25 protein-coding genes are annotated in these 24,079 nt (G+C 33.8%); 12 read left to right on the top strand and 13 right to left on the bottom strand.

What is annotated here, in order from left to right:
• Positions 1 to 47 precede the first annotated feature (47 nt).
• The 5 genes from VOI54_RS14095 to VOI54_RS14075 are packed head-to-tail and all read right to left on the bottom strand — an operon-like array spanning position 48 to position 4,004.
• Positions 48 to 902 carry a substrate-binding domain-containing protein gene (locus VOI54_RS14095; RefSeq protein WP_326283504.1) on the bottom strand — a complete coding sequence of 285 codons (855 nt, stop codon included), beginning with the start codon at positions 900 to 902 and terminating at the stop codon, positions 48 to 50.
• 10 nt (positions 903 to 912) lie between these two features.
• Positions 913 to 1,782: a nucleoside phosphorylase gene (locus VOI54_RS14090; protein WP_326283502.1), complete on the bottom strand. Its 870-nt coding sequence runs from the start codon at positions 1,780 to 1,782 to the stop codon at positions 913 to 915.
• Complete coding sequence (locus tag VOI54_RS14085) at positions 1,772 to 2,716, bottom strand: DUF1835 domain-containing protein (RefSeq protein ID WP_326283500.1); 945 nt, start codon at positions 2,714 to 2,716, stop codon at positions 1,772 to 1,774. Before VOI54_RS14085 ends, VOI54_RS14090 begins: the two co-directional genes overlap by 11 nt.
• Positions 2,717 to 2,719: 3 nt before the next feature.
• Entirely contained in the window at positions 2,720 to 3,046 is a 327-nt protein-coding gene (locus tag VOI54_RS14080; protein WP_326283499.1) for a translation initiation factor, read from the bottom strand.
• 7 nt (positions 3,047 to 3,053) lie between these two features.
• On the bottom strand, positions 3,054 to 4,004 hold the full coding sequence (locus tag VOI54_RS14075; protein ID WP_326283498.1) for an isopenicillin N synthase family dioxygenase: 951 nt from the start codon (positions 4,002 to 4,004) through the stop codon (positions 3,054 to 3,056).
• 160 nt (positions 4,005 to 4,164) lie between these two features.
• On the opposite strand from VOI54_RS14075, the gene VOI54_RS14070 reads away from it, so the two are divergent.
• Both VOI54_RS14070 and VOI54_RS14065 read left to right on the top strand, forming a co-directional pair.
• On the top strand, positions 4,165 to 6,141 hold the full coding sequence (locus VOI54_RS14070; protein WP_326283496.1) for an alpha-ketoacid dehydrogenase subunit alpha/beta: 1,977 nt from the start codon (positions 4,165 to 4,167) through the stop codon (positions 6,139 to 6,141).
• A gap of 31 nt (positions 6,142 to 6,172) precedes the next feature.
• Positions 6,173 to 6,577 (top strand): 3D domain-containing protein, encoded by a 405-nt coding sequence (locus tag VOI54_RS14065; RefSeq protein ID WP_326283494.1) that lies wholly within the window; start codon positions 6,173 to 6,175, stop codon positions 6,575 to 6,577.
• A gap of 1 nt (position 6,578) precedes the next feature.
• Here the strand turns inward: VOI54_RS14065 and VOI54_RS14060 are convergent, their stop codons facing one another.
• Complete coding sequence (locus VOI54_RS14060) at positions 6,579 to 7,136, bottom strand: ExbD/TolR family protein (protein ID WP_326283493.1); 558 nt, start codon at positions 7,134 to 7,136, stop codon at positions 6,579 to 6,581.
• A gap of 933 nt (positions 7,137 to 8,069) precedes the next feature.
• Between VOI54_RS14060 and VOI54_RS14055 the strand changes: the two genes are divergently transcribed.
• The gene (locus VOI54_RS14055; RefSeq protein ID WP_326283492.1) at positions 8,070 to 8,738 is read left to right on the top strand and encodes a hypothetical protein; all 669 of its coding nucleotides are present in this window, start codon (positions 8,070 to 8,072) and stop codon (positions 8,736 to 8,738) included.
• 7 nt (positions 8,739 to 8,745) lie between these two features.
• Here VOI54_RS14055 and mgrA read toward each other — a convergent pair whose 3' ends face one another.
• Positions 8,746 to 9,759: an L-glyceraldehyde 3-phosphate reductase gene (mgrA, locus tag VOI54_RS14050; RefSeq protein WP_326283491.1), complete on the bottom strand. Its 1,014-nt coding sequence runs from the start codon at positions 9,757 to 9,759 to the stop codon at positions 8,746 to 8,748.
• A gap of 75 nt (positions 9,760 to 9,834) precedes the next feature.
• The gene (locus VOI54_RS14045; RefSeq protein ID WP_326283490.1) at positions 9,835 to 11,145 is read right to left on the bottom strand and encodes a sulfatase-like hydrolase/transferase; all 1,311 of its coding nucleotides are present in this window, start codon (positions 11,143 to 11,145) and stop codon (positions 9,835 to 9,837) included.
• Positions 11,146 to 11,314: 169 nt separating this feature from the next.
• Here VOI54_RS14045 and VOI54_RS14040 point away from each other — a divergent pair, with 169 nt between their 5' ends.
• Complete coding sequence (locus VOI54_RS14040; protein ID WP_326283488.1) at positions 11,315 to 12,874, top strand: DEAD/DEAH box helicase; 1,560 nt, start codon at positions 11,315 to 11,317, stop codon at positions 12,872 to 12,874.
• Between the two features lie 122 nt (positions 12,875 to 12,996).
• Positions 12,997 to 13,911, top strand: coding sequence for an EamA family transporter (locus VOI54_RS14035; RefSeq protein WP_326283486.1), 915 nt, complete (start codon positions 12,997 to 12,999; stop codon positions 13,909 to 13,911).
• Between the two features lie 46 nt (positions 13,912 to 13,957).
• Here VOI54_RS14035 and VOI54_RS14030 read toward each other — a convergent pair whose 3' ends face one another.
• The 5 genes from VOI54_RS14030 to VOI54_RS14010 form a co-directional block, all read right to left on the bottom strand.
• Positions 13,958 to 14,116 (bottom strand): hypothetical protein, encoded by a 159-nt coding sequence (locus tag VOI54_RS14030; RefSeq protein WP_326283485.1) that lies wholly within the window; start codon positions 14,114 to 14,116, stop codon positions 13,958 to 13,960.
• Positions 14,097 to 14,756 carry a hypothetical protein gene (locus VOI54_RS14025; RefSeq protein ID WP_326283483.1) on the bottom strand — a complete coding sequence of 220 codons (660 nt, stop codon included), beginning with the start codon at positions 14,754 to 14,756 and terminating at the stop codon, positions 14,097 to 14,099. The genes VOI54_RS14030 and VOI54_RS14025 overlap by 20 nt, the downstream gene beginning before the upstream one ends.
• A 142-nt stretch (positions 14,757 to 14,898) precedes the next feature.
• Positions 14,899 to 15,981 carry a hypothetical protein gene (locus VOI54_RS14020; protein WP_326283482.1) on the bottom strand — a complete coding sequence of 361 codons (1,083 nt, stop codon included), beginning with the start codon at positions 15,979 to 15,981 and terminating at the stop codon, positions 14,899 to 14,901.
• Complete coding sequence (locus VOI54_RS14015) at positions 15,965 to 16,513, bottom strand: hypothetical protein (protein WP_326283481.1); 549 nt, start codon at positions 16,511 to 16,513, stop codon at positions 15,965 to 15,967. The genes VOI54_RS14020 and VOI54_RS14015 overlap by 17 nt, the downstream gene beginning before the upstream one ends.
• Entirely contained in the window at positions 16,510 to 17,052 is a 543-nt protein-coding gene (locus VOI54_RS14010) for an RNA polymerase sigma factor (protein ID WP_326283480.1), read from the bottom strand. The genes VOI54_RS14015 and VOI54_RS14010 overlap by 4 nt, the downstream gene beginning before the upstream one ends.
• 460 nt (positions 17,053 to 17,512) lie before the next feature.
• On the opposite strand from VOI54_RS14010, the gene VOI54_RS14005 reads away from it, so the two are divergent.
• The 7 genes from VOI54_RS14005 (at position 17,513) to VOI54_RS13975 (ending at position 24,051) form a co-directional block, all read left to right on the top strand.
• The gene (locus tag VOI54_RS14005) at positions 17,513 to 18,613 is read left to right on the top strand and encodes a Re/Si-specific NAD(P)(+) transhydrogenase subunit alpha (protein WP_326283479.1); all 1,101 of its coding nucleotides are present in this window, start codon (positions 17,513 to 17,515) and stop codon (positions 18,611 to 18,613) included.
• Between the two features lie 10 nt (positions 18,614 to 18,623).
• A complete protein-coding gene (locus tag VOI54_RS14000) occupies positions 18,624 to 18,932 on the top strand; it encodes an NAD(P) transhydrogenase subunit alpha part 2 (RefSeq protein ID WP_326283477.1) in 309 nt (102 codons plus the stop codon).
• Positions 18,932 to 20,311, top strand: coding sequence for an NAD(P)(+) transhydrogenase (Re/Si-specific) subunit beta (locus tag VOI54_RS13995; protein WP_326283475.1), 1,380 nt, complete (start codon positions 18,932 to 18,934; stop codon positions 20,309 to 20,311). Before VOI54_RS14000 ends, VOI54_RS13995 begins: the two co-directional genes overlap by 1 nt.
• 90 nt (positions 20,312 to 20,401) lie before the next feature.
• Positions 20,402 to 21,451 carry a glycosyltransferase family 9 protein gene (locus VOI54_RS13990; RefSeq protein ID WP_326283474.1) on the top strand — a complete coding sequence of 350 codons (1,050 nt, stop codon included), beginning with the start codon at positions 20,402 to 20,404 and terminating at the stop codon, positions 21,449 to 21,451.
• 90 nt (positions 21,452 to 21,541) lie between these two features.
• Entirely contained in the window at positions 21,542 to 22,090 is a 549-nt protein-coding gene (locus VOI54_RS13985; protein WP_326283473.1) for a DUF4251 domain-containing protein, read from the top strand.
• A gap of 172 nt (positions 22,091 to 22,262) precedes the next feature.
• Positions 22,263 to 22,874, top strand: a complete 612-nt coding sequence (locus VOI54_RS13980; protein ID WP_326283472.1) for a hypothetical protein — start codon at positions 22,263 to 22,265, stop codon at positions 22,872 to 22,874.
• A 355-nt stretch (positions 22,875 to 23,229) separates the two neighbouring features.
• On the top strand, positions 23,230 to 24,051 hold the full coding sequence (locus VOI54_RS13975; protein ID WP_326283471.1) for an oxidoreductase: 822 nt from the start codon (positions 23,230 to 23,232) through the stop codon (positions 24,049 to 24,051).
• Positions 24,052 to 24,079: the final 28 nt, after the last annotated feature.

The following is a 24,079-nucleotide window of genomic DNA, read 5'->3' as shown; positions in this document are numbered from 1 at the left end:
TGCTTAATTTTATAAATTATTAACATTTAGCGGCACTAATGACGTATTTATAATTTATATATTAATTCGTTATAGTCTACTATTTCAGGGATAATCTTAAGTGCAAATAACTCTTTTTGAACATGCATTACGGTTTGTTCATCAATAAGCTTTTGAGACCACTCGGTAATGCTCAGCCATTCCCGCACATCATCTAATTGCTGCTCATACCGATTAGCTATAGTCTTATCAATACTGGGAATACTTTTAAATTCCCTAGAGGTATTATTTATAATATCCAATATAGTTTTTAAGTCCGCTTTGTTGGTATTGATAAATTCTTCTCTAACAGCTATAACAAAACAGGGCCATGGTGAAGGGCAGTTGCCAATTCGTCTAAACGTATGATTATCAACTAAAGGTTTTGTTGTGAATTTTTCCCATAAAAAATAGTCGGCAACTCCATCTGTTAACCCTTTCACTGCACCATCTAAGTTTTTAATAACCTCAAAGTCCAAATCTTTTTTTAAATTCCAATTATGGTTTTCGGCATTAATATAAGCCATAAGGTGAGACCCTGAGCCATATCTGCTTATAGCGGCTTTGGTTCCCTTTAAATCTTCAACCGTTTTATAAGGCGAGTCATGTGCCACATGAATACCCCATATTAAAGGGGTTTGAACATAAGTTTGAACAATTTTACTTGGGTTACCGGCAATAATGTCTTTAATAATACCTTCTGTAAGAATAATGGCAATATCAATATCGCCAGAACGAAGGGCTTTACACATAGCTCCAGTACCCCCAAAGTAATCATGCCACCTTAAGTTAATGTTCTTCTCTTTATATTCACCATTTTTAAGTGTTAAATACCAGGCTAAGTTAAAATGCTCAGGTACACCACCTATGTTTACTTTTTTCATTAAAAAAATGTTACTCTACTATTTTATCAAGTGTATATTTGATTAACTCATCTATAGTTTTTGCAGGGTTTTTACTAAATGTCCCCGAGGCTCTATTAGCAATTATAGCGTTTAAGGACAGTGCTTCGTGTCCCATTAATTTTGAAAGCCCGAATATTGCAGAAGTTTCCATTTCAAAGTTTGTAATTCTTGTTCCATTGAAATTGAAGGCATCTATTTTAGCGTTAAGGTCTGAATCCTGAAGCCCTAATCTTAAAACACGCCCCTGAGGACCATAAAACCCTCCTGCAGTTGCTGTTAACCCTTTGTGGGTTTTATCACTTTCTAATTTTTTTTCCAAAAGAGAACTCCCTTTAATAATTAGTGGTTTGGCTTTGTCTTCACACCAATTTGTTTGTTCAATAAAAGCATTTTCAATCTCTGCATTTCCTATACCATTAGTGTTATACGCATGAAGCATCCCATTAAGATCTAATCCATGTGTACTTATAACAAAAGCATCTACCGGGATATCTTTTTGTAAAGACCCGGAAGTGCCTATTCTAATAATATTAAGACTTGTTAATTTGTCCTTAATGTGTCGGGTTTTAAAGTCAATGTTAACTAAAGCATCTAATTCATTAAGTACAATATCAATATTATCAGGCCCTATACCCGTGGAAACTACCGAAATACGTTTGTCTTTATAATACCCCGTATGCGTTTTAAACTCTCGTTTCTGGGTTTTAAATTCAATGGAATCAAAATATCTGGATACTTTTTCAACACGATCCTGATCTCCAACCAATATAATACTATTAGAAATGTTTTCCGGTCTTAAATTCAAATGGTAAATACTACCGTTTGGATTTAGTATGAGTTCAGATTCTTTAATAGACATTGGCTACAATTTTGACAAGTTTATTAAGATCTTTATTAAAACAAAAATCTTGAGTATTTACCCCACCATAATCCATACAATCATTAATTTCATTAAAAAAATTGCGTTGTTTTAATATGGCCTCAAATCCTTTTCTGTTAAGGGTTAAGCTATTTTTTTCTTCAATAAAAAAACAACTGAGCTTATCTATAATCCTATCCATTTGCATATCTCCAAACCCATAATATCCTTGATAGTTTAAAGCATACCCCAGTAAATGATGTCTGGATTTAATTTGGTTATCTTTAATAATGGAAAGAATATTTGTTTCTAAAACATTTAAGCCACTTTTAGAATCGGGAAACCGTTCTAAATGGGCTTTTAAGCAGCTGTTTAAGTATTTAAAAGAAGAGCTTTTTACAATAAAGGGTTTTAACAGATTATGATCTTTACCACAGTAAATCCCCCAAATTGTAATAGCCAAATCAATATCATCCTGATTTAACTTAATCTTATTGTTATAATGATTTAATAATTGATCTGGTGTTAGCTCTGATAACCCCTTTAATGTTTTACTTCCGGGCACTCTGCCACTGCAAACCAAATACAGGGGAAGGTTTATTTTTTTCTGCTGGAGTAAATTTATAACCGCAATTAAATTAATGTGGCAAAACAAATCATACTCAAACCATAAAATAATTTCAGAATAGCGTTCTGTTGGGTTGCTCAATTGTTCTAAGGCAAACTCAACTTTTTCTAAATCCAGCTCAACATCATAAAAATCATTTAGAAAATGACTTCTTTGTTTAATAAATTGATCGGTATGAATAATGTCCTGAGTGGGGCCCTCGCACAATATTTCTTGCCAAGTTAATTTTTCTCCTGCCACTTTTAACTCGGTCAAATAAGCTGTTAAGTGACCACCATTGGTGATATGAAGCGGTTGTTTTATCATGATTTATCCACCCACTCGTTTTACTTTAAAACCTTTACGCTTTAATATTTGCATAATCTTATCTCGATAATCGCCCTGAATGATAATTTTATCATCCTTGAAACTCCCGCCCACACTCAGGCTTGTTTTAATCTCTTTTGAAAGGGCTTTAAAGTCACTGGTAGCACCAGTGTAACCTTCAAGAATAGTTATGGGTTTACCTTTACGTTTTTCATATTTACAGATAATGGGGTCGTCTTGCATCCAAATATCATCAGATTGCTCAGCATTTGTATCTTCTTTATGAGCATGATCCGGGAACAAGTTTTTCAATTGGTCTTGTAAATCCATATTTCGTTTATTTTTTAATAAGACCTAACTCTATTAAACGTTCTTTTAAAAACTGGCCGGCAGTTATATCATCAAACTGTTTTGGGTTTTGATCATCAACACATCCTTCCAAAACATTGAGCTTCATATCACTTACCGGATGCATGAAAAAAGGTATTGAATAACGTGAAGTGCCCCAAAATTCCTTTGGAGGGTTTACAACTCTATGTATCGTAGATTTTAATTTGTTATTAGTGTGCCTTGAAAGCATATCGCCTACATTAATCATAAGTTCATCTGGTTGGGCAATAGCGTCAATCCATTCTCCCTTGTGATTTTGAACCTGTAAACCCTTTCCCTGGGCTCCCATTAATAAAGTAATTAAGTTTATATCTCCGTGTGCAGCAGCTCTAACCGCTTCTTTTGGTTCTTCGGTAATTGGCGGGTAATGTATTGGCCTTAAAATAGAATTTCCGTTATAAATATAAGCATCAAAATAGGTCTCCTCCAGATTTAAGTGCAATGCTAAAGCTCTCAATACGTACTTTGCTGTTTTTTCAAGCATTTTATAAGCTTCTTTTCCAACTTCATTGAATTCAGGTAATTCCTTAACATTCACATTTTCGGGATATTCTGCTTTTAAAACCGCATTGTTTTCAACATACTGGCCAAAATGCCAAAACTCCTTTAAATCGCCTTCTTTTTTACCTTTTGCGCTTTCTTTTCCAAAAGATACATAACCGCGTTGACCACCAATTCCGGGGATTTCATATTTTTGTTTCACATCAAGAGGTAAATCAAAAAAGTTTTTGATTTCTTCATATAAATTTTCAACTAATTGGTCATCTAAAAAATGCCCTTTTAAGGCCACAAAGCCAATGTCTTCATAAGCTTTTCCAATAGCTTTTACAAAATCTTGTTTTTTATTTGGGTCATTTGAAATGAAGTCTTTTAAATTGACACTTGGTATGCTGTTCATTTGGAAATATTTTTACATGTGAGTAACACAAATGTACAAAAACATTATAAAGATTTAAGCACGATGTATACTATAACTTTTACCTGCCAGTCTACTTTTTATGGTATATTTGATACAACAAATATCTTTAATTGCACAGGCAAACTTAGATTGAATTATTATGAAATACAATGCTAATAATCTAGATGAGATTATCTTAATTGATCTTTATAAAAACCTTTTAAAGCCTAGAATGATAGAGGAGAAGATGTTAGTATTATTAAGGCAGGGGAAAATTAGTAAATGGTTTTCCGGCATTGGGCAGGAGGCTATTGCTGTTGGTGTTACTATGGCCATGCAAAAAGAGGAGTATATTTTGCCTATGCACCGCAATTTAGGGGTCTTTACAACCCGTAAAATTCCATTATACCGTTTGTTTGCACAATGGCAAGGAAAAGCTTCCGGGTTTACTAAGGGTAGAGACAGGTCTTTTCATTTTGGAACCCAACAATATAAAATTATAGGTATGATCTCTCATTTGGGGCCGCAATTGGGAGTTGCTGATGGAATAGCTTTAGCATCAAAATTAAAAGAAAAAAAAGAGGTTACCTGTGTTTTTACTGGTGAAGGTGGTACCAGTGAAGGTGATTTTCACGAAGCTTTAAATGTGGCTTCAGTTTGGCAATTACCCGTGGTATTCTGTATTGAGAATAACGGTTACGGCCTATCAACACCAACCAGCGAACAATACAATTGCGAACATATAGCTGATAGAGGAGCGGGATATGGAATGGAATCTCATATTATTGACGGCAACAATATTATAGAGGTGTATACAAAAATGACAGAAATAACTAAAAGTATAAGAGCAAATCCAAGGCCTGTTTTAGTAGAATTTAAAACGTTTAGAATACGTGGTCATGAAGAAGCCAGCGGAACTAAATACGTTCCGCGAGAGCTACTTGAATCCTGGAGTAAAAAAGATCCGGTTGACAATTACGAATCATTTTTAAAAGAGCATGGTTTTTTGACCAATGCTAAAATAGAACAATTAAAAGCTGAATTTACCAATGAGATTAATGAGCATTTGGAAGTTTCATTTTCTGAAAAAGATATTACACCAGATTTAAGTATAGAATTAAATGATGTGTTTCAAGAGTTTGATTATAAGTTGTTTAATGAAAATTCAAACAAAAAACAAATACGATATATTGATGCTGTTTCTGAGTCCCTGATGCAAAGTATGGAAAAGCACGATGATCTTATTTTAATGGGGCAGGATATAGCAGAATATGGAGGCGCCTTTAAAATAACAGAAGGCTTTATCAGTAAGTTTGGGAAAGATAGAGTGCGTAATACGCCCATATGCGAATCGGCTATAATAGAATCTGCTATGGGCTTAGCTATTGCTGGAATGAAAAGCGTTGTAGAAATGCAGTTTGCCGATTTTGTGAGTTCAGGGTTCAATCCTGTGGTAAATTACTTGGCCAAGTCTCATTACAGATGGGGGCAAAATGCCGATGTAGTTATAAGAATGCCTTGTGGTGGTGGGGTAGCAGCAGGCCCGTTTCATTCGCAAACTAACGAAGCATGGTTTACTAAAACTCCCGGATTGAAAGTGGTGTATCCGGCATTTCCATATGATGCAAAAGGACTTTTAGCTACAGCAATTAATGACCCTAATCCGGTTTTGTTTTTTGAACACAAGGGATTATATAGGAGTATCCGTCAAGATGTTCCAACAGACTATTTTACGTTGCCTTTTGGAAAAGCAAACCTCATAAAAACAGGAGAAAGTGTTTCTGTTATAACCTATGGTGCTGCTGTACATTGGGCTATGGAGGTTTTAGATCAAAACTCTGATATTTCCGCAGATTTGATAGATTTACGAACACTACAGCCTTTAGATACCGAAACCATTTATAGTTCGGTTAAAAAAACCGGAAAAGCCATTATATTACAGGAGGACTCGCTTTTTGGAGGGATAGGTAGTGATATATCTGCACTCATTATGGAACATTGTTTCGAGTATTTAGATGCTCCGGTGAAAAGAGTGGGAAGTTTAGAAACCCCCATTCCATTTGCTGGTCAGCTGGAACAACAATACCTTCCCAAAGAACGATTTGTTAAAGTCATAAAGGAAATTATAGATTACTAAGTATACCTTTAATGCGATAAATACCATACTCATGAAGTCTTATTTAATAATAGTTCTAATTTTGTTTTGCAGTTGCAAAAAAGGAGTTAATAAAAAAGAGGATCCTTATAGCTGGAATTCTAGAATAGTCGTAGCTACGGCGTATAATTCATTGGCATATCAAACAAGTTCAAATCCACATATTACTGCTTTTGGAGATAGTTTAAAACCTGGATTGAAATATATTGCGGTTTCCAGGGATTTATTAAAAATGGGATTAAAGCACAATATCCCAGTCAAGATTGAAGGTCTTGATGGGATATATTTGGTTAAGGATAAAATGCATTCCCGTTGGAAAAACCGAATAGATATTTATATGGGGATTGATGTCAAAGCTGCAAAACAATGGGGCAAGAAAATGGTTTGCATTGATTATGGCCTTCCTGTAGAAGAATAACTTATTTAGTTACAGCTTCCGAAAGTATAAAAGGGTAAGCGGCTTTCACTTTCTTCAAATCCGATTTTGATAGCTTATCAACAGGCTTATTAAGTATGTTCATACTATAGATATGCCTTAACTCATAATAAGCCTTGGTTAACTCATTTTGAACAGCAATAAACGTTTTATACGTCGTTTGCTTTCCGGTTTGTAACGAAACAACTGCTTCTTTTGGGTTATCAGAAGAGGTTTGGCTTTTTTCTCCATTGCAGTATGTACAGGATTTGTCTCCATTATTATCTAAAAACGCTATTGTTAAATCTTTTAGATCTTCTATGAGGATGATGTCCTTACCTAACATGATCTCATCATCATTATTAATTTGGATCCTTAAAACATTACGTTCATTGATAGGGTCTGTGCAGTTAATCCCAGGAGGACATTCTTTTGGAAGTAATCTGTTGATCCCTTCCTCTGAAGAAATAGTAGCAGTAACTAAAAAGAAAATGAGTAATAAAAATGCAATGTCGGCCATAGAGCCCACATTGACCTGTGGTACTAATTTTGAGTGTCTCATGATTATAGTTTTTGATGTTAATGAAATATTAATCACAAAAACAATACCATAACCTGTTGCCTATAAGGTTAGTGAGCATAACGCTTTGTGCCCTTCCAAAGACCGTTATTTGATCTTCGGAAATTTATGACACGTCCAGTAACAGTTAAGTTTTCTTGAGTAATCTGGTTTAGATGCCTGGATATTTTTACTATAGTTTGCATTTTAAAAGCTATTGATTGATGAAAGATAATTGATTTAAAAGACGCTACTATCTGTAACGTCTTTTAGTGTTCCATTGGTAACTTTTAGTTCCGTTTAAAGTCCCTGATAATTGATTGCTGTTTAAAGTTCTCATAATTTTTGATTTTGATTTTGATTGATGAAAGGTTAATTCCTGTTATACTTACACTACTTATCTATAGCGTCTTTTAGTGTTCCATTGGTAACTTTTAGTTCCGTTTAAAGTTCCTGATAATTGATTGTTGTTTAAAGTTCTCATAATTTTTGATTTTGATTTTGATTTTGATTGATGAAAGGTTAATTTCTGTTATACTTACACTATTTATCTATAGCGCCTTTTAGTGTTCCACTGATGACTTTTAGTTCTGTTTAAAGTTCCTGATAATTGATTGTTGTCTAAAGTTCTCATAATTCTATTTTTTAATTGATTAAATTATAACTGTTGTTTTTGATTGATTATACTGGATAGACGACAGTAAATGAATTTTGTTACAGTACTATGCATCACATAGTAGTAAATTAACAAACTTTAACACTTTTAGAATAGGAGAGAAGCTGTATTATCAAAAAAACCGATGATATACTCTATTTAGGAATGATTATTGTTAAACAGGTATTAAAACCTTAAAGTTAAAGGGTGGTTTTCCAAAGAAAAAAATATCTTTGTGACTAATTATGCCTCAAAACTTAGTTATAAATAATAGAAGATTAATGAGACCTTTTATTTTATATAGTTTTTTAGCGTTGTTTTCGCTATCTGCTTTCTCACAGGTTGATAGTAAAAATAAATCTATCAGTATTCCTGCGGTAACTACAAAAGAAGACCCTGAAGCAAAGCCTAAATTACCAATAAATCGTTCAGATAATAATATAGGATTAAATATGCCTAAAACTCTAGAAACATTAGAATTTCCTAAAAAGGAATTTTCAATGTTTCCTAAAGAACGTTTTGGTAACCCCGGAGAGCTTTATGAAAAAGAATTAAATGATGAGCTCGAGGATATCAAGCTAAGCAAGAAAGAAATTGAAATGAGAAATGGCAGTTTAACTGATCAATATTTTGGTGATTTTAAAAGTAATTCAGAATATGTAAATGTGGTCTACAGAGATCATGGTTATGTTGATGGTGATATTATTCAAGTACGGGTAAATGATGACATAATACATGCCAGAGTTTTTTTATCAGGTGGTTTTAAAGGGTTTAAACTGGATTTAAAACCCGGATTTAACAAGATAGATTTTGTGGCATTGAATCAGGGAGAATCCGGACCTAACACCGCAGAGTTTAAAGTTGTTGATGATGCCGGGCTTATTGTTACCCATAATAGATGGAATCTTTCTACAGGGGTAAAAGCTACTGTTATTGTTGTTAAAGAGTAATTCCGGGTTAAGAAATAATTTTTTCTATTATATTCAATTCGTCCTCTGTAAAATTTAAATTATCAAGAGCTTTTACATTTTCTTTTAATTGATTGGAAGAACTTGCTCCAACTAAAACAGATGCTACTTGTGGTTGTCTTAATATCCAGGCTATAGCCATTTGAGATAATTTTTGCCCGCGTTCTTGAGCTATTTTATTCAGCGCTTGAATTTTTTCTAAATTACTGGATACGGTTTCTGAATTTAAATAGGTTAAATCTTTAGCTGCTCTTGAGTTTTCAGGAATACCGTTTATATATTTATCGGTTAGCATGCCCTGTGCCAATGGCGAAAAAGCAATACACCCCACACCATTTTGCTCAAGTGTATCTAAAAGCGCATCTTCAACCCAACGGTCTAGCATAGAATATCTGGCTTGGTGTAGAATAAAGGGAACGTTTAATTCTTTAAGGATCTCTGCGGCTTTTTGTGTTTCTTTTGGTTCATAATTAGAAATACCTACATATAATGCTTTGCCTTGACGAACGATGTCTGCCAATGCCCCCATGGTCTCTTCTAGAGGCGTATCCGGATCTGGCCTGTGATGATAAAATATATCTACATAATCTAAGCCCATACGCTTCAAGCTTTGATCTAAACTTGAAATTAAATATTTTCTGGACCCTAAATTCCCATATGGCCCCGGCCACATATCATAACCAGCCTTTGTGGCAATAAATAATTCATCTCTATAAGGCTTAAAGTCTCTTTTTAACAGAGTCCCAAAATTTTCTTCAGCAGAACCGTATGGAGGCCCATAATTATTTGCAAGGTCAAAATGTGTAATTCCTAAATCAAATGCTGTTCTTAAAATCTCCCGTCCATTTTGAATGGGATCAACAAAACCAAAATTATGCCATAATCCAATAGACATTGCGGGTAATAGCACACCACTTTTACCGGTTCTGTTATAGGTCATGGAATCGTATCTTTGAGAATCAGCTAAATAACTTTGTACTTCGGATTTATCATTAATCTGCATATTACCCAATATTGAATTTTTATGAAGTAAAAATAGAAATTACTTTATTATTTAAAGGGTGTTTTGTGAAATATATCAATTTCTAATTTCTAAAGCCTTAGCTGTTAGTTCTGATTTTATTAAGGCATTTGCACTGCTTAATGGGAGCTGCGTAGCATTGAGTAAGTTAGGGTTTTCAAAAGGGTTACTGCTTAGATTGAACAGAGCCTCGGTGCCGTCATCAAACAATATATATTTGTGTGTAGCATTTCGGATGGTATAATCACTATTTTCAGTATATATATAATTGCGCTTTGAAGTATCTGTATCTTTCAATAAGGCTTTAAAACTTTGACTATCATTAATCTCTAAAGTATTAACTCCTGCCAAATTTGCAATAGTTGCAAATAAATCAGTAGAATTAATCAAGGCATTTTCAGTATCGTTTATTCGTATAACATCCTTACCGGAAACTATCATAGGAACATTAACACCACCTTGATAAACCGTGCCTTTTACACGTCTGGAGTTGTATTCCTGTGCTACTTGATTAGGTGTCCCGTTATCACCAATAAAAATGACTATTGTATTTTCCTTTTCTTCATCAGTCATAGAATTTATTAATCTTCCCATTTCTGTATCCAAAGCTTCAAGTGCAGCCATATAATAGGGAAGTGGGTTAGCATCTATACTAGCTTGGTCTGAGGCCAAAGCACCCTGAAAGTGTAAATTGGCCGGAGGTAAATGAAACGGAGTATGTGGTGCGTTATATGCTAACCATAAAAACCAGGGTTTTGACTGTTGCCCTATCCAATCTATAGCCAAATCGGTGAATTTGGTAGTTGTGTATGCTGTTGAATTTGATTGTTGTCCGTTTTCAGTTAAGGTCCAGTTATAATAGGATTGTACAGACCCACCTAATAATCCGACATAATGGGGTATTCCCATATTATTGGGATGACTGGCATTATTTGACAAATGCCATTTACCTATAATTGCCTGACTATACGTGCTATTTGTTTTTGTGTTAATATAACTTTGTAATGAGGTTTCAGAAGTTGATAAATTATTACCAGCTTGTAAAACACCTGTTCTTAATCCGTACTTTCCGGTTAAAATTCCGGCTCTTGTAGGTGAACAGGTTGGATTAGACCATACATTTGTAAACTTTACACCGGTATCCATTAATTTCTTAAGGTTAGGCATATTGGGTTTAATTGAACCAATAGGATAACCGGGGCATGCATCTAGCCCCATGTCGTCTGCAATAATTAGTAATATATTTGGTTGTTGGGGAGTATCATCTACAACTTCATTATCATCAACCGGATCAGAAATGGGTTCAGATTCATTACTACAGGCCGTTATAAAAAGTAACGTGAAAATAAGTAGGGAGCTAAGTTTCATATATTTAAGTATTTGTCTGTAACCATTTAGATGCTGAATATAAAAATAACTTGCGCAACTCCTTATATTAAATATAAAAATTGTTAATATTACTTTCATAATTTTCTTCAAAATCATACGTGATAAACCCTTTAAAGATGTTATTTTTGCACGTTGCAAATTTACAGGTATGTCTATAACAAAAGCAGAGTTAGAATTAGAGGAAAGAAAAGAAGGTAAAGATTTATACAGTTATCAAAAAGGTGCTATAAATAAAATATTTAAGGCTTTTGAAGAGTCACCTTCAGATTATCACCTTTTATATCAACTTCCTACAGGAGGGGGTAAAACAGTTATTTTTTCTGAAATAGTGAGACAATACCTTAAACATCACAAAAAAAAGGTATTAGTGATGACACATCGAATTGAGCTATGTAGGCAAACATCAAATATGCTTACAGAATTTGGTGTACACAACAAGGTTGTTGATAGCAAAGCAGATTTAAGTGACCAGGCAGAATACAGTTGTTTTGTCGCTATGGTTGAAACCTTAAACAATAGGTTAAATGATGACAAACTTGATATTTCAGATATAGGCCTGGTAATTATTGATGAGGCGCATTATAATTCTTTTACAAAACTGTTTAAGTTCTTTAGCCAGTCGTTTATTCTGGGGGTTACTGCAACACCATTAAGTTCTAGTATTGAGCTGCCAATGACAGACAATTATGATGAGTTGATTGTTGGCGAAAGTATAGAATCATTAATTGAAAACGGCTTTTTAGCACGTGCAGAAATGTTTACCTACAATGTAGGCTTAACATCATTGGTTGTTGGTGCTAATGGTGATTATACTGTTAAATCATCTGAAGACCTATATACAGATAATGACATGTTAACTAAGCTTTTACAAGCTTATGAAGAACGCTCTAAAGGTAAGAAAACCTTAATTTTTAATAATGGTATTAATACTTCGTTGCATGTATATGATACCTTTAGAAGAGCCGGTTATAAAATTGCACATTTAGATAACACCAATACAAAAAAAGAAAGAGCTTTAATTCTTAAATGGTTTAAAAATACACCAGATGCCATTTTAACCTCTGTAAGTATTTTAACAACAGGTTTTGATGAGCCTACAGTAGAAAGTATTATTTTAAATAGGGCAACCAAATCGTTAACCCTGTATTATCAGATGATTGGCCGTGGTTCGCGTATTTTAAAAAACAAAAAAACATTTTCTGTTATTGATCTGGGAAATAATTTTCATCGTTTTGGTCCGTGGGGAGATGATTTAGATTGGCAACGTATATTTAAATCACCTACTTATTATTTAGATTCTATTTTAAGTGATGAGGATTTAGAGAGTAACTTCAGGTATGAAATGCCGGATGAATTACGTGCCGAATTTGGAAAATCTGATAATGTTTATTTTGATGTTCAGAAAACTTATGTCGATTCTATTAGAAATGGCGAATCTTCAAAAGTAGTTTTAGAACGTTCCATTGAACATCATGGTAAAATATGCATTGAAAATAGTGAGGATGTTTATGACGCACTGGGCTTGGCTAAAAAACTTGGTGACGATATAGATTTTAGAATTCAGCGCTACACCAAATGTATCAGTAAAAGTACTTTCAATTTTGTAGAATGGCTAAAAGGGGATTACAGAAAAAAATTAAATTCTTACTTGCGTTCAAATTTTGATGAAGTATTTGAGCAAATACATGGTTATCCACCAGAAGATTAAAGCGCTGTTTTAACTCTTGAATAAGTAGTAGTTTGGAACTTGGTCAAAGAGGAATGAATCTTATAAGTGTAAGGAAAATATAAATTTAGCTACCCAAGTGTGGTATTTATTACAAGTTATATATGAGCATTTCTAAAAAAACACTTCTTATCATTTTAGCATTCTTCGCTATATATGTTATTTGGGGCTCTACTTATTTATTAAACAAGGTTGCTGTTACAGAATTACCTCCGTTCTTTCTGGCGTCTATTAGATTTTTTATAGCTAGTATATTAATCTTTATAATTGCTAAAATTTTAAAAATAGACCTTAGTATTACCTCAAAGCAATTAAAAAATACTGTAATAGCCGGATTTTTATTTTTAACCTTTGGCAATGGTGTAGTTGTTTGGGCCTTAAAGTATGTTGATAGTGGTTTTGCTGCATTAGAAATTTCAGCACAACCATTAGTAGTCCTAATTTTAATGCGAATACTTCATGGGAAAAAGATATCTCTGATGTCATATATAGGAGTGGTATTAGGGTTTGTAGGGATCTTTTTGTTGACAAGCCAAAAAGAAATTATTAGTCAGGAAGGGCAGGTAGTTGGAATGGTTACTATTTTTGCTTGTATGATCAGCTGGGCTTATGCCAGTATTTTTGTTGGGAAAGCAGACTTACCATCAAATCATTTTGTTAATACCGGCTATCAGATGTTTACCGGCAGTATCATGTTGGGAATAATAAGTTTGGTTCTGAACGAACCATGGTCTCTACCTTCTCAATGGTCTGATCCGGTGCAATGGTCTATGTTAGGCTTAATCCTCTTTGGAAGTATTATTGCTTTTACCGCATTTAACTATCTTTTAAAAACGGTTTCTCCAGAACAGGTAGCTACTTCAACCTATGTAAATCCTATAATTGCTTTAATTTTGGGATGGTGGGTATTAAACGAGTATATTTCTTTACAATCTATAGTTGCTGCAATTATACTATTAACTGGTGTTTATTTTATAAATTCAAAACGAAAATTCAGACCCAGAGCACAAGGACGTTAAATAAGTCATTTAGCATATATGTAATGTGTTTGCTTTAATTTGTGGTTTAAGGGTTCAAACTTTTGTTTAGCTGTATAACTGGAATCCATTGAAAGTTTATAGGGTACCACTCATTTAGCTCAGTATTTGATTTTACAAACACCTGGTTGTTTTTTGAAACAACCCGTATGGCATTTAGTTTCTTACTATTCTTTTGATTCTTCATTTTTTAAATGTTTTTTATATCGGTTTCTCCCCATGTTAAACACCCCAACTTTAATTCCCAGGCCAATAGAAAAGCCATTTATTCTGGTTAAATTATAATCTGGTTGTATATTAATTCTACTGGAAAACCTGTATTTAAAACCGGCCTCAAATTGAATGTACCTGGAAATGTTATACAAGGCATTAATGCCGGGTTCAAAAACAAAGACAGGCTGCCAGTCATCATCTTCCCATTCACCCGAATCAATATCACCTCTAACCAAACCAACAGCTCCACCTCCAATAAGTACCGGGACAGATAGGTTAATTTTTGATTTACTAAAAAAGATAGGTTCTAAATGTAACCCACCATAACCTCCACCTAGGTCTTTATCGTTAAACCCAAAGCCTTGATCATTTAAATCAGAATAAAAACCGACACCAACAAATCCAACTTCAAATTGCTGATTTGCCACATAGGCTATCTTAAAACTAGAACTAAAAGTCTCTTTTTTACTTATTTTTCCATAGTGAAAAGCAAGCCCCATGTAAACGCCATGGACAGTGTTTTTTCTATCGTTAAATTCAATATAATCTTGAGCGTTTAAGCTATGTACCACACTAATACACACGAATAGTAAAATGTAATTAAAATGTTTCATCTTAAATATTTATAGACCATTGTTATTGGTATAGACAACCTGACTTTAAATAGGTTGCATATATTTTTATTTGACTTTTTATGTTGTTTTTCATAGGGAAGGGAAAACAGAGGTTTTGTAATAGATTTTCCATAACGTACATTTAATCATCCAAAACTATAATGCCCTTCCTGCCTTGAAAGTTGAAAATCCCGGAAGTTGAAGCTCCGTATAATCCTTTTATTTTTCTAATTCTTTTGCCTTTATCAATGACAATATTTTCAAGGTTAGATACTGTTTTTGGTAGCCTCAACAGTCCCTGCTCCAGAGTAGCTTCAAACTTAAACGATAAGTCAGAAATATCAATATGAATATCTGATGACTCCTGATCAATATTAACTTCAGGATTGGTATTTAAAATTTTTGAAACCCAAAGCTCTGCAACACTCATACTAAGATTAATAGTATCTTCAAGAGCTTCAATTTTAGCATTAGAGTATTCAAGCTGCCCTTTGATACGACCGACCTCCTGAATTGTAATGTTATCTTTACTGGATATGATTTCTAAATCGGTCACCTTACCCAAATCTATGCTAACGCCACTTGTATTTAATAATAAGACTTTAGATTGTTTGATATTAATACCTCCGTTTTTTAAATTAACAGTGCTATAGGTCATAGATTTCCCCCGTAACTTCCCAAACTTCATGGTGATTTTTGCATTGCTTATAGTGTCATTAACCCATAGGTCTCCATGCTCAATATTTGCTTTTAATTTACCTGTCCAATTGTCTATAACCACATTACCAAATTTATTTATGATTTCAATTTCAGCATTGATGGGTAAATATACAGTGTAGTTTATGTCCACATTACTCTTATCAAACTCAAAAGGATTTACCTTGTTAAAATATCTGGAAAAAAAGTTACTGTTCTTTTCTGAAATTATTGAGGTTATGCTTAAAAAGTCTCCTGCGCTTTTAGATTCAACCTCTATACGGTTTAAAAGCGTTTTAGCATGATCTCTTTTCTTATGCGTTACTTTTATGTTAGCAGTAATAACAATTTTATTTTTATCCCACCCGGTAAATGATACGTCACCATATTTATTATCCAACAATAATTCTCCGGTATTGGTCATATCAAAAGTCTTATCTATTTGCTTGGTTAAGGTTTCCTGACCATGTATAGCAAATCCACTAAAAATTATGGAGAGTATTACTATATATTTATAAAATGTACACATCCTTATCATCTGTTTTTTTAGAAGTATTAATTTGCCTTAATAAATTCTCTATTAATTCAATTCTTTTTTTGTAATTAACCACAATGGCTTCCAAAACACGTTCGTTATTTAGGTTTTTGTTCAATTCAAGTTTTAACGATTTATATTCTATATCCAGGTCATCTATAAAAGAGAGAAATTCTTTTTTTTGTTTGTCTGTTAATTGTGAACTTTTATTAACCAACTTTACCTGATAAGCAATCAGGCCTTTATAATGTGCATCAATATCATTCAGCTCTTGAGTAGCTATACTGTTTTTTTGATGTGTCTCTTCAAAATTCATAAACTGTATAACCGAAAACAGGCCGAGCGCTATTATAATCACAGCTACTACTTTAAGCATTTTACGGTTCCAGAGCTTTATTACTTTAATCTCAGGCTCCGGTTTCTCTAATTTCGACTCAATATTGGCCCAAAGTTTACTCTTGTCGGCCTTATATTCCTCAAATGCGGATTTGTTTTCTCTTATATGTTTTTCAAAATCATCCATCATAATGTGTTTATAATTTCAACCAGTTTTTTCTTTGCTCTGTGATACTGAGATTTGGAAGTGGACGTTGTAATTCCTAATATTTCAGAAATCTCTAAATGGTCGTACCCTTCAATCAAGTACAGATTAATAATTTGTTGATAACCGGCTGGTAATAGCTTTATACCACTGATAACCTTTTTTATATCCATTTTTGGCACCTCTGTATCTTCAACATCAGATTTTATATGATACACTTCATTTTCAATGGGTGTTACCGCTACCTTTTTTTTCTTTAAATGATTGATACATTTATTTATTACTATACGCTTTAACCACGAACCAAATGTACTTTCATACCTAAACGAAGCCATATTATTAAAAGCTTCAACAAAACTATCCTGTAGAACATCTTCGGCATCTTCTTTAACCCGCATCATACGCATACTAACATTAAACATAGCATCAACATATAGCTCATAAAGCTTGTATTGGGAACTTCTGTCCCCTAATTTGCTTTTCTCAACAAGATCTTTGTGAGTGTGTAAAATGTTGGTTTCCAATTAGATTCGGTCGAATTTAATGCGCTTTAAAAATAGTTTTATTTTTTAAGTTACTATTATAGACAATTAAATTATTGCAAGGTTGCATTACCATTGCAAAAAAACAAAATATAGTGTTGTTTAATAAAACTACTATTGAAATATTCAGAGTATTTAATAATGATTTTTATAACCTATTAATTTTTATCCATTACACTAATTGATATTGATTGTCAAGTCGTTTTCAATAAAATAAAGTAACATATGGTAAAAATATAGTAATATATGGTTGATATTATTTAAAAATTTATGCTATGAGCCGTATAGGACAATTGAAGTATTTTTTCAATCATTAAAAAATAATTATTGTCTTTTCAACAATTCTCATGGATTGCTTCACTATTCACAAAAATGAAACCTCTTTCTATTTATTAGAAACGCTTTTAGATATATTTGCCTCCTTTAAATCATACCAACCAACATGAAAATAGGGATTCTTAAGGAGACTCAAAAAGGAGAAAAGCGCGTTTCATTATCACCAATCATTGCTAAACAATTCATATCCAGTGGGTTTGATGTTGTAGTGGAAGAAGATGCGGGCTCAAGTTCATCTTATAAGAATTCAGATTATAAGGATATAGGTGTAACTATTGAAAAAAGAGGCGTTGTATTTAAAGAGTCAACTATTCTTTTAAAAATTAACCCTTTTGACGAAGATGATTTAAAGTTAGTGGATAAAGGACATGTTTTAATTAGTCAATTATATCACAGGTCAAACCCGGAACTTATTAAGGCTATTGCTGAAAGGGGAGCTACTGCGTTTTCTTTAGATGCGATGCCCAGAATTTCCAGAGCACAGGATATGGATGTATTAAGTTCCCAAAATAACCTGGCAGGGTATAAAGCGGTTATTTTAGGAGCCTATGAGATGACTAAAATTTTCCCCTTAATGATGACTGCAGCAGGCACTATAACACCTTCAAAAGTGCTTATCTATGGTGTTGGAGTGGCCGGTTTACAAGCTATTGCAACGGCAAAGCGTTTAGGGGCAGTTGTTGAAGCTACTGATATTAGAACGGAAACTAAAGAACAGGCAGAATCATTAGGAGCTAAGTTTATAGCTGTAGATAATGAAGGGGAGGAGACTGAAGGTGGTTATGCTAAAGAGGCTTCTGAAGACTATGCCCGTAAGCAAAAAGAGGCGGTAAATAAATCTTTGTTTCAAGCCGATCTTGTAGTTACAACAGCTAATATTCCGGGTAGAAAAGCTCCGGTTTTAATTACAGAAGAACAAGTGTCTAAAATGAAGAATGGAGCTGTTATTATTGATTTGGCGGCAGCCCAAGGCGGAAATTGTGAAATTAGTAAACTTAATAAAACTGTTGTTAAAAACGGCGTGAAGGTTATTGGAACTACTATAGCGCCTGAAAGTGTCTCTACCAATGCCAGTGAACTATTTGCCAAAAACATATACAATTATATAATTCATCTTACTGAAGACAGTAGCTTTAAATGGGATTTGGAAGAAGAAATTACCGACGAAACCCTTATTGTTAAAGATGGTGAAATAAGAAAACAATAAATAATCCATTATGAATCTATTAATAGAGTTTATTAGAGATAATATTCAAATTATATACATCCTTATTCTTTCCATTTTTGTTGGAGTAGAGGTTATAAAAAGTATTCCGGCTGTATTGCACACGCCATTAATGTCTGGAGCTAATGCCTTAAGTGGTGTGGTTATAGTCGGAGCCATTTTGGTGATGTTACACTCTGACCCTAATGATTATCTGGCTCTGTCTTTAGGTTTTCTAGCCGTTGTTTTGGGGATATTGAATGTTGTGGGTGGTTTTGCCGTAACTCACAGAATGTTACAAATGTTTAAAAAGAAAAAATAATGAGTGTTTTATTAAGTGTTATCTATCTTATTGCTACTGTAACGTTTGTAATAGGTTTAAATAAATTGGGGCATCCTGAAACAGCTAAAAAAGGAAATTTAATTGCTGCTTTTGGTATGGGACTGGCTATTGTTGGAACTATATTTATTCACGATATAGAAGTCCCTGTCATTATATATGTTTTAATTGGATCTGCCATTGCTGTTGGTTCAATTATTGGATGGCTAATTGCTATAAAGGTAGAAATGACTAAAATGCCTGAATTGGTGTCATTATTTAATGGTTTTGGAGGTGCAAGTGCCACACTTATAGGTTTGGTTGAGTTTAGTAAAAATGTAGACAGTAGTGTACAAGCTACAACTATTGTTTCTGGTATTATAATAGGAGCTGTTACCTTTTCAGGAAGTATCGTAGCATGGGGAAAATTAAACGGGTCACTAAGAAGTGTTGTTAAAATACCACAATATAACCTTGTAAATAATGCGTTTTTTATTGCTGTTATTGCCCTTGCTATTTATATGATTGCCATTGGAACAAGCAGCCCATTATTACTTTATGGCCTTTTGGTTGGCGGATTGGTTTATGGAATCCTATTTGTGTTGCCTATTGGAGGTGCAGATATGCCCGTAGTCATTTCGTTATTGAACTCTTTAACAGGTATTGCAGCGGCCATTACTGGTGTTTTATACAATAATATGGTTATGCTGGTTGGCGGTATTTTAGTTGGTTCGGCAGGGATTATATTAACAGTAGCCATGTGTAAAGCTATGAATAGAACGCTTGGGTCGGTTATCTTTGGTTCATTTACGGCTACTGGTACCGTTGAAAGTGGTAATAAAACATTAGGAACTATTAAAAGCACTACAGCAAGTGATGCTGCCATCATGATGAATTATGCGTCTAATGTAATTATTGTTCCCGGATATGGTTTAGCGGTAGCTCAGGCGCAACATGTCATCCATGAATTGGAGGAAATACTGGCCGGTAAAGGCGTATCTGTAAAGTATGCTATTCACCCGGTAGCCGGACGTATGCCCGGACATATGAATGTGCTTTTGGCTGAATCAAATGTAGATTACAGTGTACTGGTAGAAATGGATGATATTAACCCGCAATTCAATAATGCCGATGTGGTACTTGTTGTGGGAGCTAATGATGTTGTAAATCCGGCAGCGCATAATGATCCTGCCAGTCCGATTTATGGAATGCCGATTCTTGATGTAGAAAACGCCAAGCATATTGTTGTTAATAAACGAAGTATGAATGCCGGGTATGCCGGTATTGAAAACGAGCTATTTTATAATTCAAAAACGTCTATGTTATTTGGTGATGCTAAAGCAGCTTTAACTGACTTGGTAAGTGAGCTGAAAAACATGTAATAGAAGTTATTCATAAAAAATAACTTCTATTAGTATTGATGTGTTTATTATTTGTAGTTTTGCCTTCATTTATTTAGATAATATCTGTTAATGTCTTTCAAATTACGTATCAATCATATTAGAAGAAAGGTGATGCATCGTATTACCAAAAGTATTGGTGATTCTTATACAGAACCTGAATATGGAAGCCTCAACCCTGAGGACATTAAAAAAGTGTTAATAATCAGACCAAACCATAGGCTTGGAAATCAGTTATTACTAACGCCTTTGGTTCAGGAAGTTATAAATACTTTTCCCAATTGTGAAATAGATTTGTTTGTAAAAGGGGGGGTAGCACATCCTGTATTTGAAAATTACAAAGAAGTTACTGATATTATCAAGCTTCCTAAAAAGCCATGGAGTAATATATTTCAATATGTGAAAACATGGGTTTCTATTAAGAGAAAGACTTATGATTTAGTTATTAATGGCGATAGGAATTCGTCTTCTGGTAAGCTGTTAACTCAAATTTCTAAAGCAAAGTTTAAGGTGTTTGGAAATGAAGATGAAGCAGGTTTCCAACGGTATGAAGATTATAAGCATATTTCTAAATTCCCTGTTTATGTTTTAAGGCATTATTTAAAACGTTTAGGAACAACTACTGTTGAATCAGATGGGATTCCTGTTTTAAATATAAAGCTGAATACTACAGAAATTTTAAAAGGGAAAGCTATACTTGACGATTTAAATAATAATTCAAAACCAACCATTTGCATTTATACTAATGCTACTGGAAACAAATGTTATTCAGAGACATGGTGGAATACCTTTTATTCCAGGTTATTAAAAGAATTTCCCGAATATAATATAATTGAAATGTTGCCAATTGAGAATATTTCAAAGATCAATTTTAAGGCCCCTAATTTTTATAGTAAGGATATCAGGGAAATGGGGGGAATTATAAAAAATACAAGTGTATTTATTGCAGCAGATAATGGTGTTATGCATTTGGCTAGTGCTACATTAACGCCTACAGTTGGATTCTTCTCCATAACTAATCCAGATATATATCAACCGTATGGTAATGGTAGTATAGCCCTTCATACCGGCAAAACCACGATTGATAATTGGATTGAAAGTATTCATCAGATCCTCGACTAATTCATAAAAATGTCTTAAATTTTATTTGCAAGGTATCTAATATACCCTGTTGCTTCGTATTTTTATAGTATAATTATTAATTTGTGTAAAATGAGAACATTATTTTTTTTCATCGCTATTATTACAATAACTTTTTTTTCTTGTAATTCTTCTAAGTCCATAGCCACTCAAGCAGAAATTGATAAACTAGATGCCCTTATTAAGAGCAAAAACTTCACCATTGATTCAGAGTGGGCATACCCTATGGCCACAGTAGCAATGCAGAGAGTGTCCGTACTTCTGCAACCAGGAAATAACCCTAATGCTATAAACTTAATTGGAAATAATAATTACTTAACTATTAAAGGCGACAGTATTACGTCCTATTTACCTTATTATGGAGAACGTAGAATGGGTGGTGGTACCTATGGCGGAGAGGATAGTGCCATACAATTTAAAGGTGAGCTACAAAACTATAAGGTAGTCCAAAACAAGGATAAGAGCTATGATATTTCATTTCAGGCGAGGAGCTTTTCCGAAAATTTCAATGTTAATATCAGATTATTTACAAATTTAAAATCCAACATTTCTTTGGCAGGAAATGCAAGATCACAAATACGCTATTCAGGAACTGCTAAGGCTATAGAAAAGAAGGAATAGAGATTTAGGGTGCCTTTTAAAAGAAACTTTTAACTCTAGTGTATACAATTAAAACTCATCGGGAATAGTATGTTTTTCATCTATTCATCGTTAAATTTTATAATTCAAACGATTTTTTAGTAAAGGAAAAGGCTTGTTACTTAATTTTGAGTTAATTAAAAACCCAAGCCCCATGAAAACGTTTATTTCTATCTTCTGTTTAATTAGTTTTATTGGCTCAGTGCATATAACAAATGCACAAGAAGCTGAAGTTTTTCCTTCTGATTATAAAAAAAGGAATGCCCTTTATGATTATACCGAGAAACAGTTAAATAATGTAGATACCATTCCGGGTTTTAATTCAAAACTCAATAAGATTAAGATTTCCGGAACTATCTATCAAAGCGATGGAAAAACGCCTGCAAAAGATGTTATACTTTATGTGTATCAGCCGGATGAAAATGGAGATTATGATATGAGACGTGATGAACACCGTAAGCGTTATGTTCATAACAGAGGGTGGGTTAAAACAGATTCAGACGGTCATTATACCTTATATACCTATATCCCCGGTAAATTTACTCGCAAAGAGTTAAAGCAGATTCACCGTGTGGTTAAAGAACCCGGTAAGCCGGAATATAAGATCAATTCATTCTTTTTTAACGATGATCCATTATTACCGTCACTAACTCTGGCATGTCGTGCTAAAGCTGTTAGTGGATTACTTAGACTTGAAAAAAAGGATAATCTATATGTTGCAACCAAAGATATTAGGCTACATAAAGATTATAGACAGGTACAATAGTAAAGCTGAGTATTGCTGCTCTTTATATTTCTTATCCTGATATTCTCAAAAACATAAAACCATATCAAGTTAAAAAGATGGCGATTGCAGGTGTCTTTGAAAATGCTTTTAAAGATGTTTGCAATACGCGTTGTTTTCTAGCACCTAAAAATAATTACAGACAAACCACGTACAGTAATTATAGAGCCTTAAAAGTTAACTGTCAAGGCCTCCAGAGCTTTTTAAACGCAAAGCTCTGAATATTCTGAAACTTATTTAAATAAGTAGAATATATACATCATTCAGTAAAATGTATAATTTTTAATCTGTTATCCGCAATAATTTTGCAGTGTCATTTAATTTAAAAAATAGCATTGTGAAAAAAGTAATCATAATTACCGGAGCGTCATCCGGAATGGGAAAAGATGCCGCATTACGATTAGTTGAAGAAGGGCATATTGTATATGGAGTGGCCAGACGCCTTAATCACATGAAGGACCTTGAAGAGGCAGGCGGCCATGCCATTAAGCTGGATATTACCAATACTGACCAGGTTAAAGAAGCGGTCACTAGAATTATTAAGGAGCAAGGCCAAATAGATGTGCTCTTTAATAATGCAGGATATGCGGTTTACGGATCTGTTGAAGATGTTTCTATAGAAGATGCCAAACGCCAGTTTGATGTTAACCTCTTTGGCTTAGCTACCATAACCAAAGCTGTTTTGCCTTATATGCGAAAACAAAAACAGGGAACCATAATAAATAACTCATCTATGGGAGGCAAAATGTATACTATTTTGGGGTCCTGGTATCATGCTACAAAACATGCTCTGGAAGGCTGGAGCGATTGTTTACGCTTAGAATTAAAACCGTTTAATATTGACGTAGTAGTTATTGAACCGGGAGCTATAAGAACAGAGTTTGGAGATGTCATGAATGGCCCTATGCTCGAGCGTTCAAAAGGAGGTCCCTATGAAGCAGCCGCCAATACTATTGCTCATACTACAGAAGCCTTTTATTCTAACCCTAAGAATTCATCTCCGGCTTCAGTAATTACTAATAAAGTTGTAAAAGCTATATATGCTAAAAAACCAAAGACAAGATATAGAGCGGGTAAATGGGCAAAGCCTATGGTTTGGATGCGTATCTATTTAGGTGGTCGGTTATTTGATAGAGTTTTAAAGAGTCAAATGAAATAATACAATGCCCAACAGGTCATAGAAATTA

The sequence above is a fragment of the Alterotamlana spongicola genome (assembly GCF_035818475.1).
Classification (GTDB): Bacteria; Bacteroidota; Bacteroidia; order Flavobacteriales; family Flavobacteriaceae; genus Cognatitamlana.
This window is presented reverse-complemented; position numbering and strand designations above follow the sequence as displayed.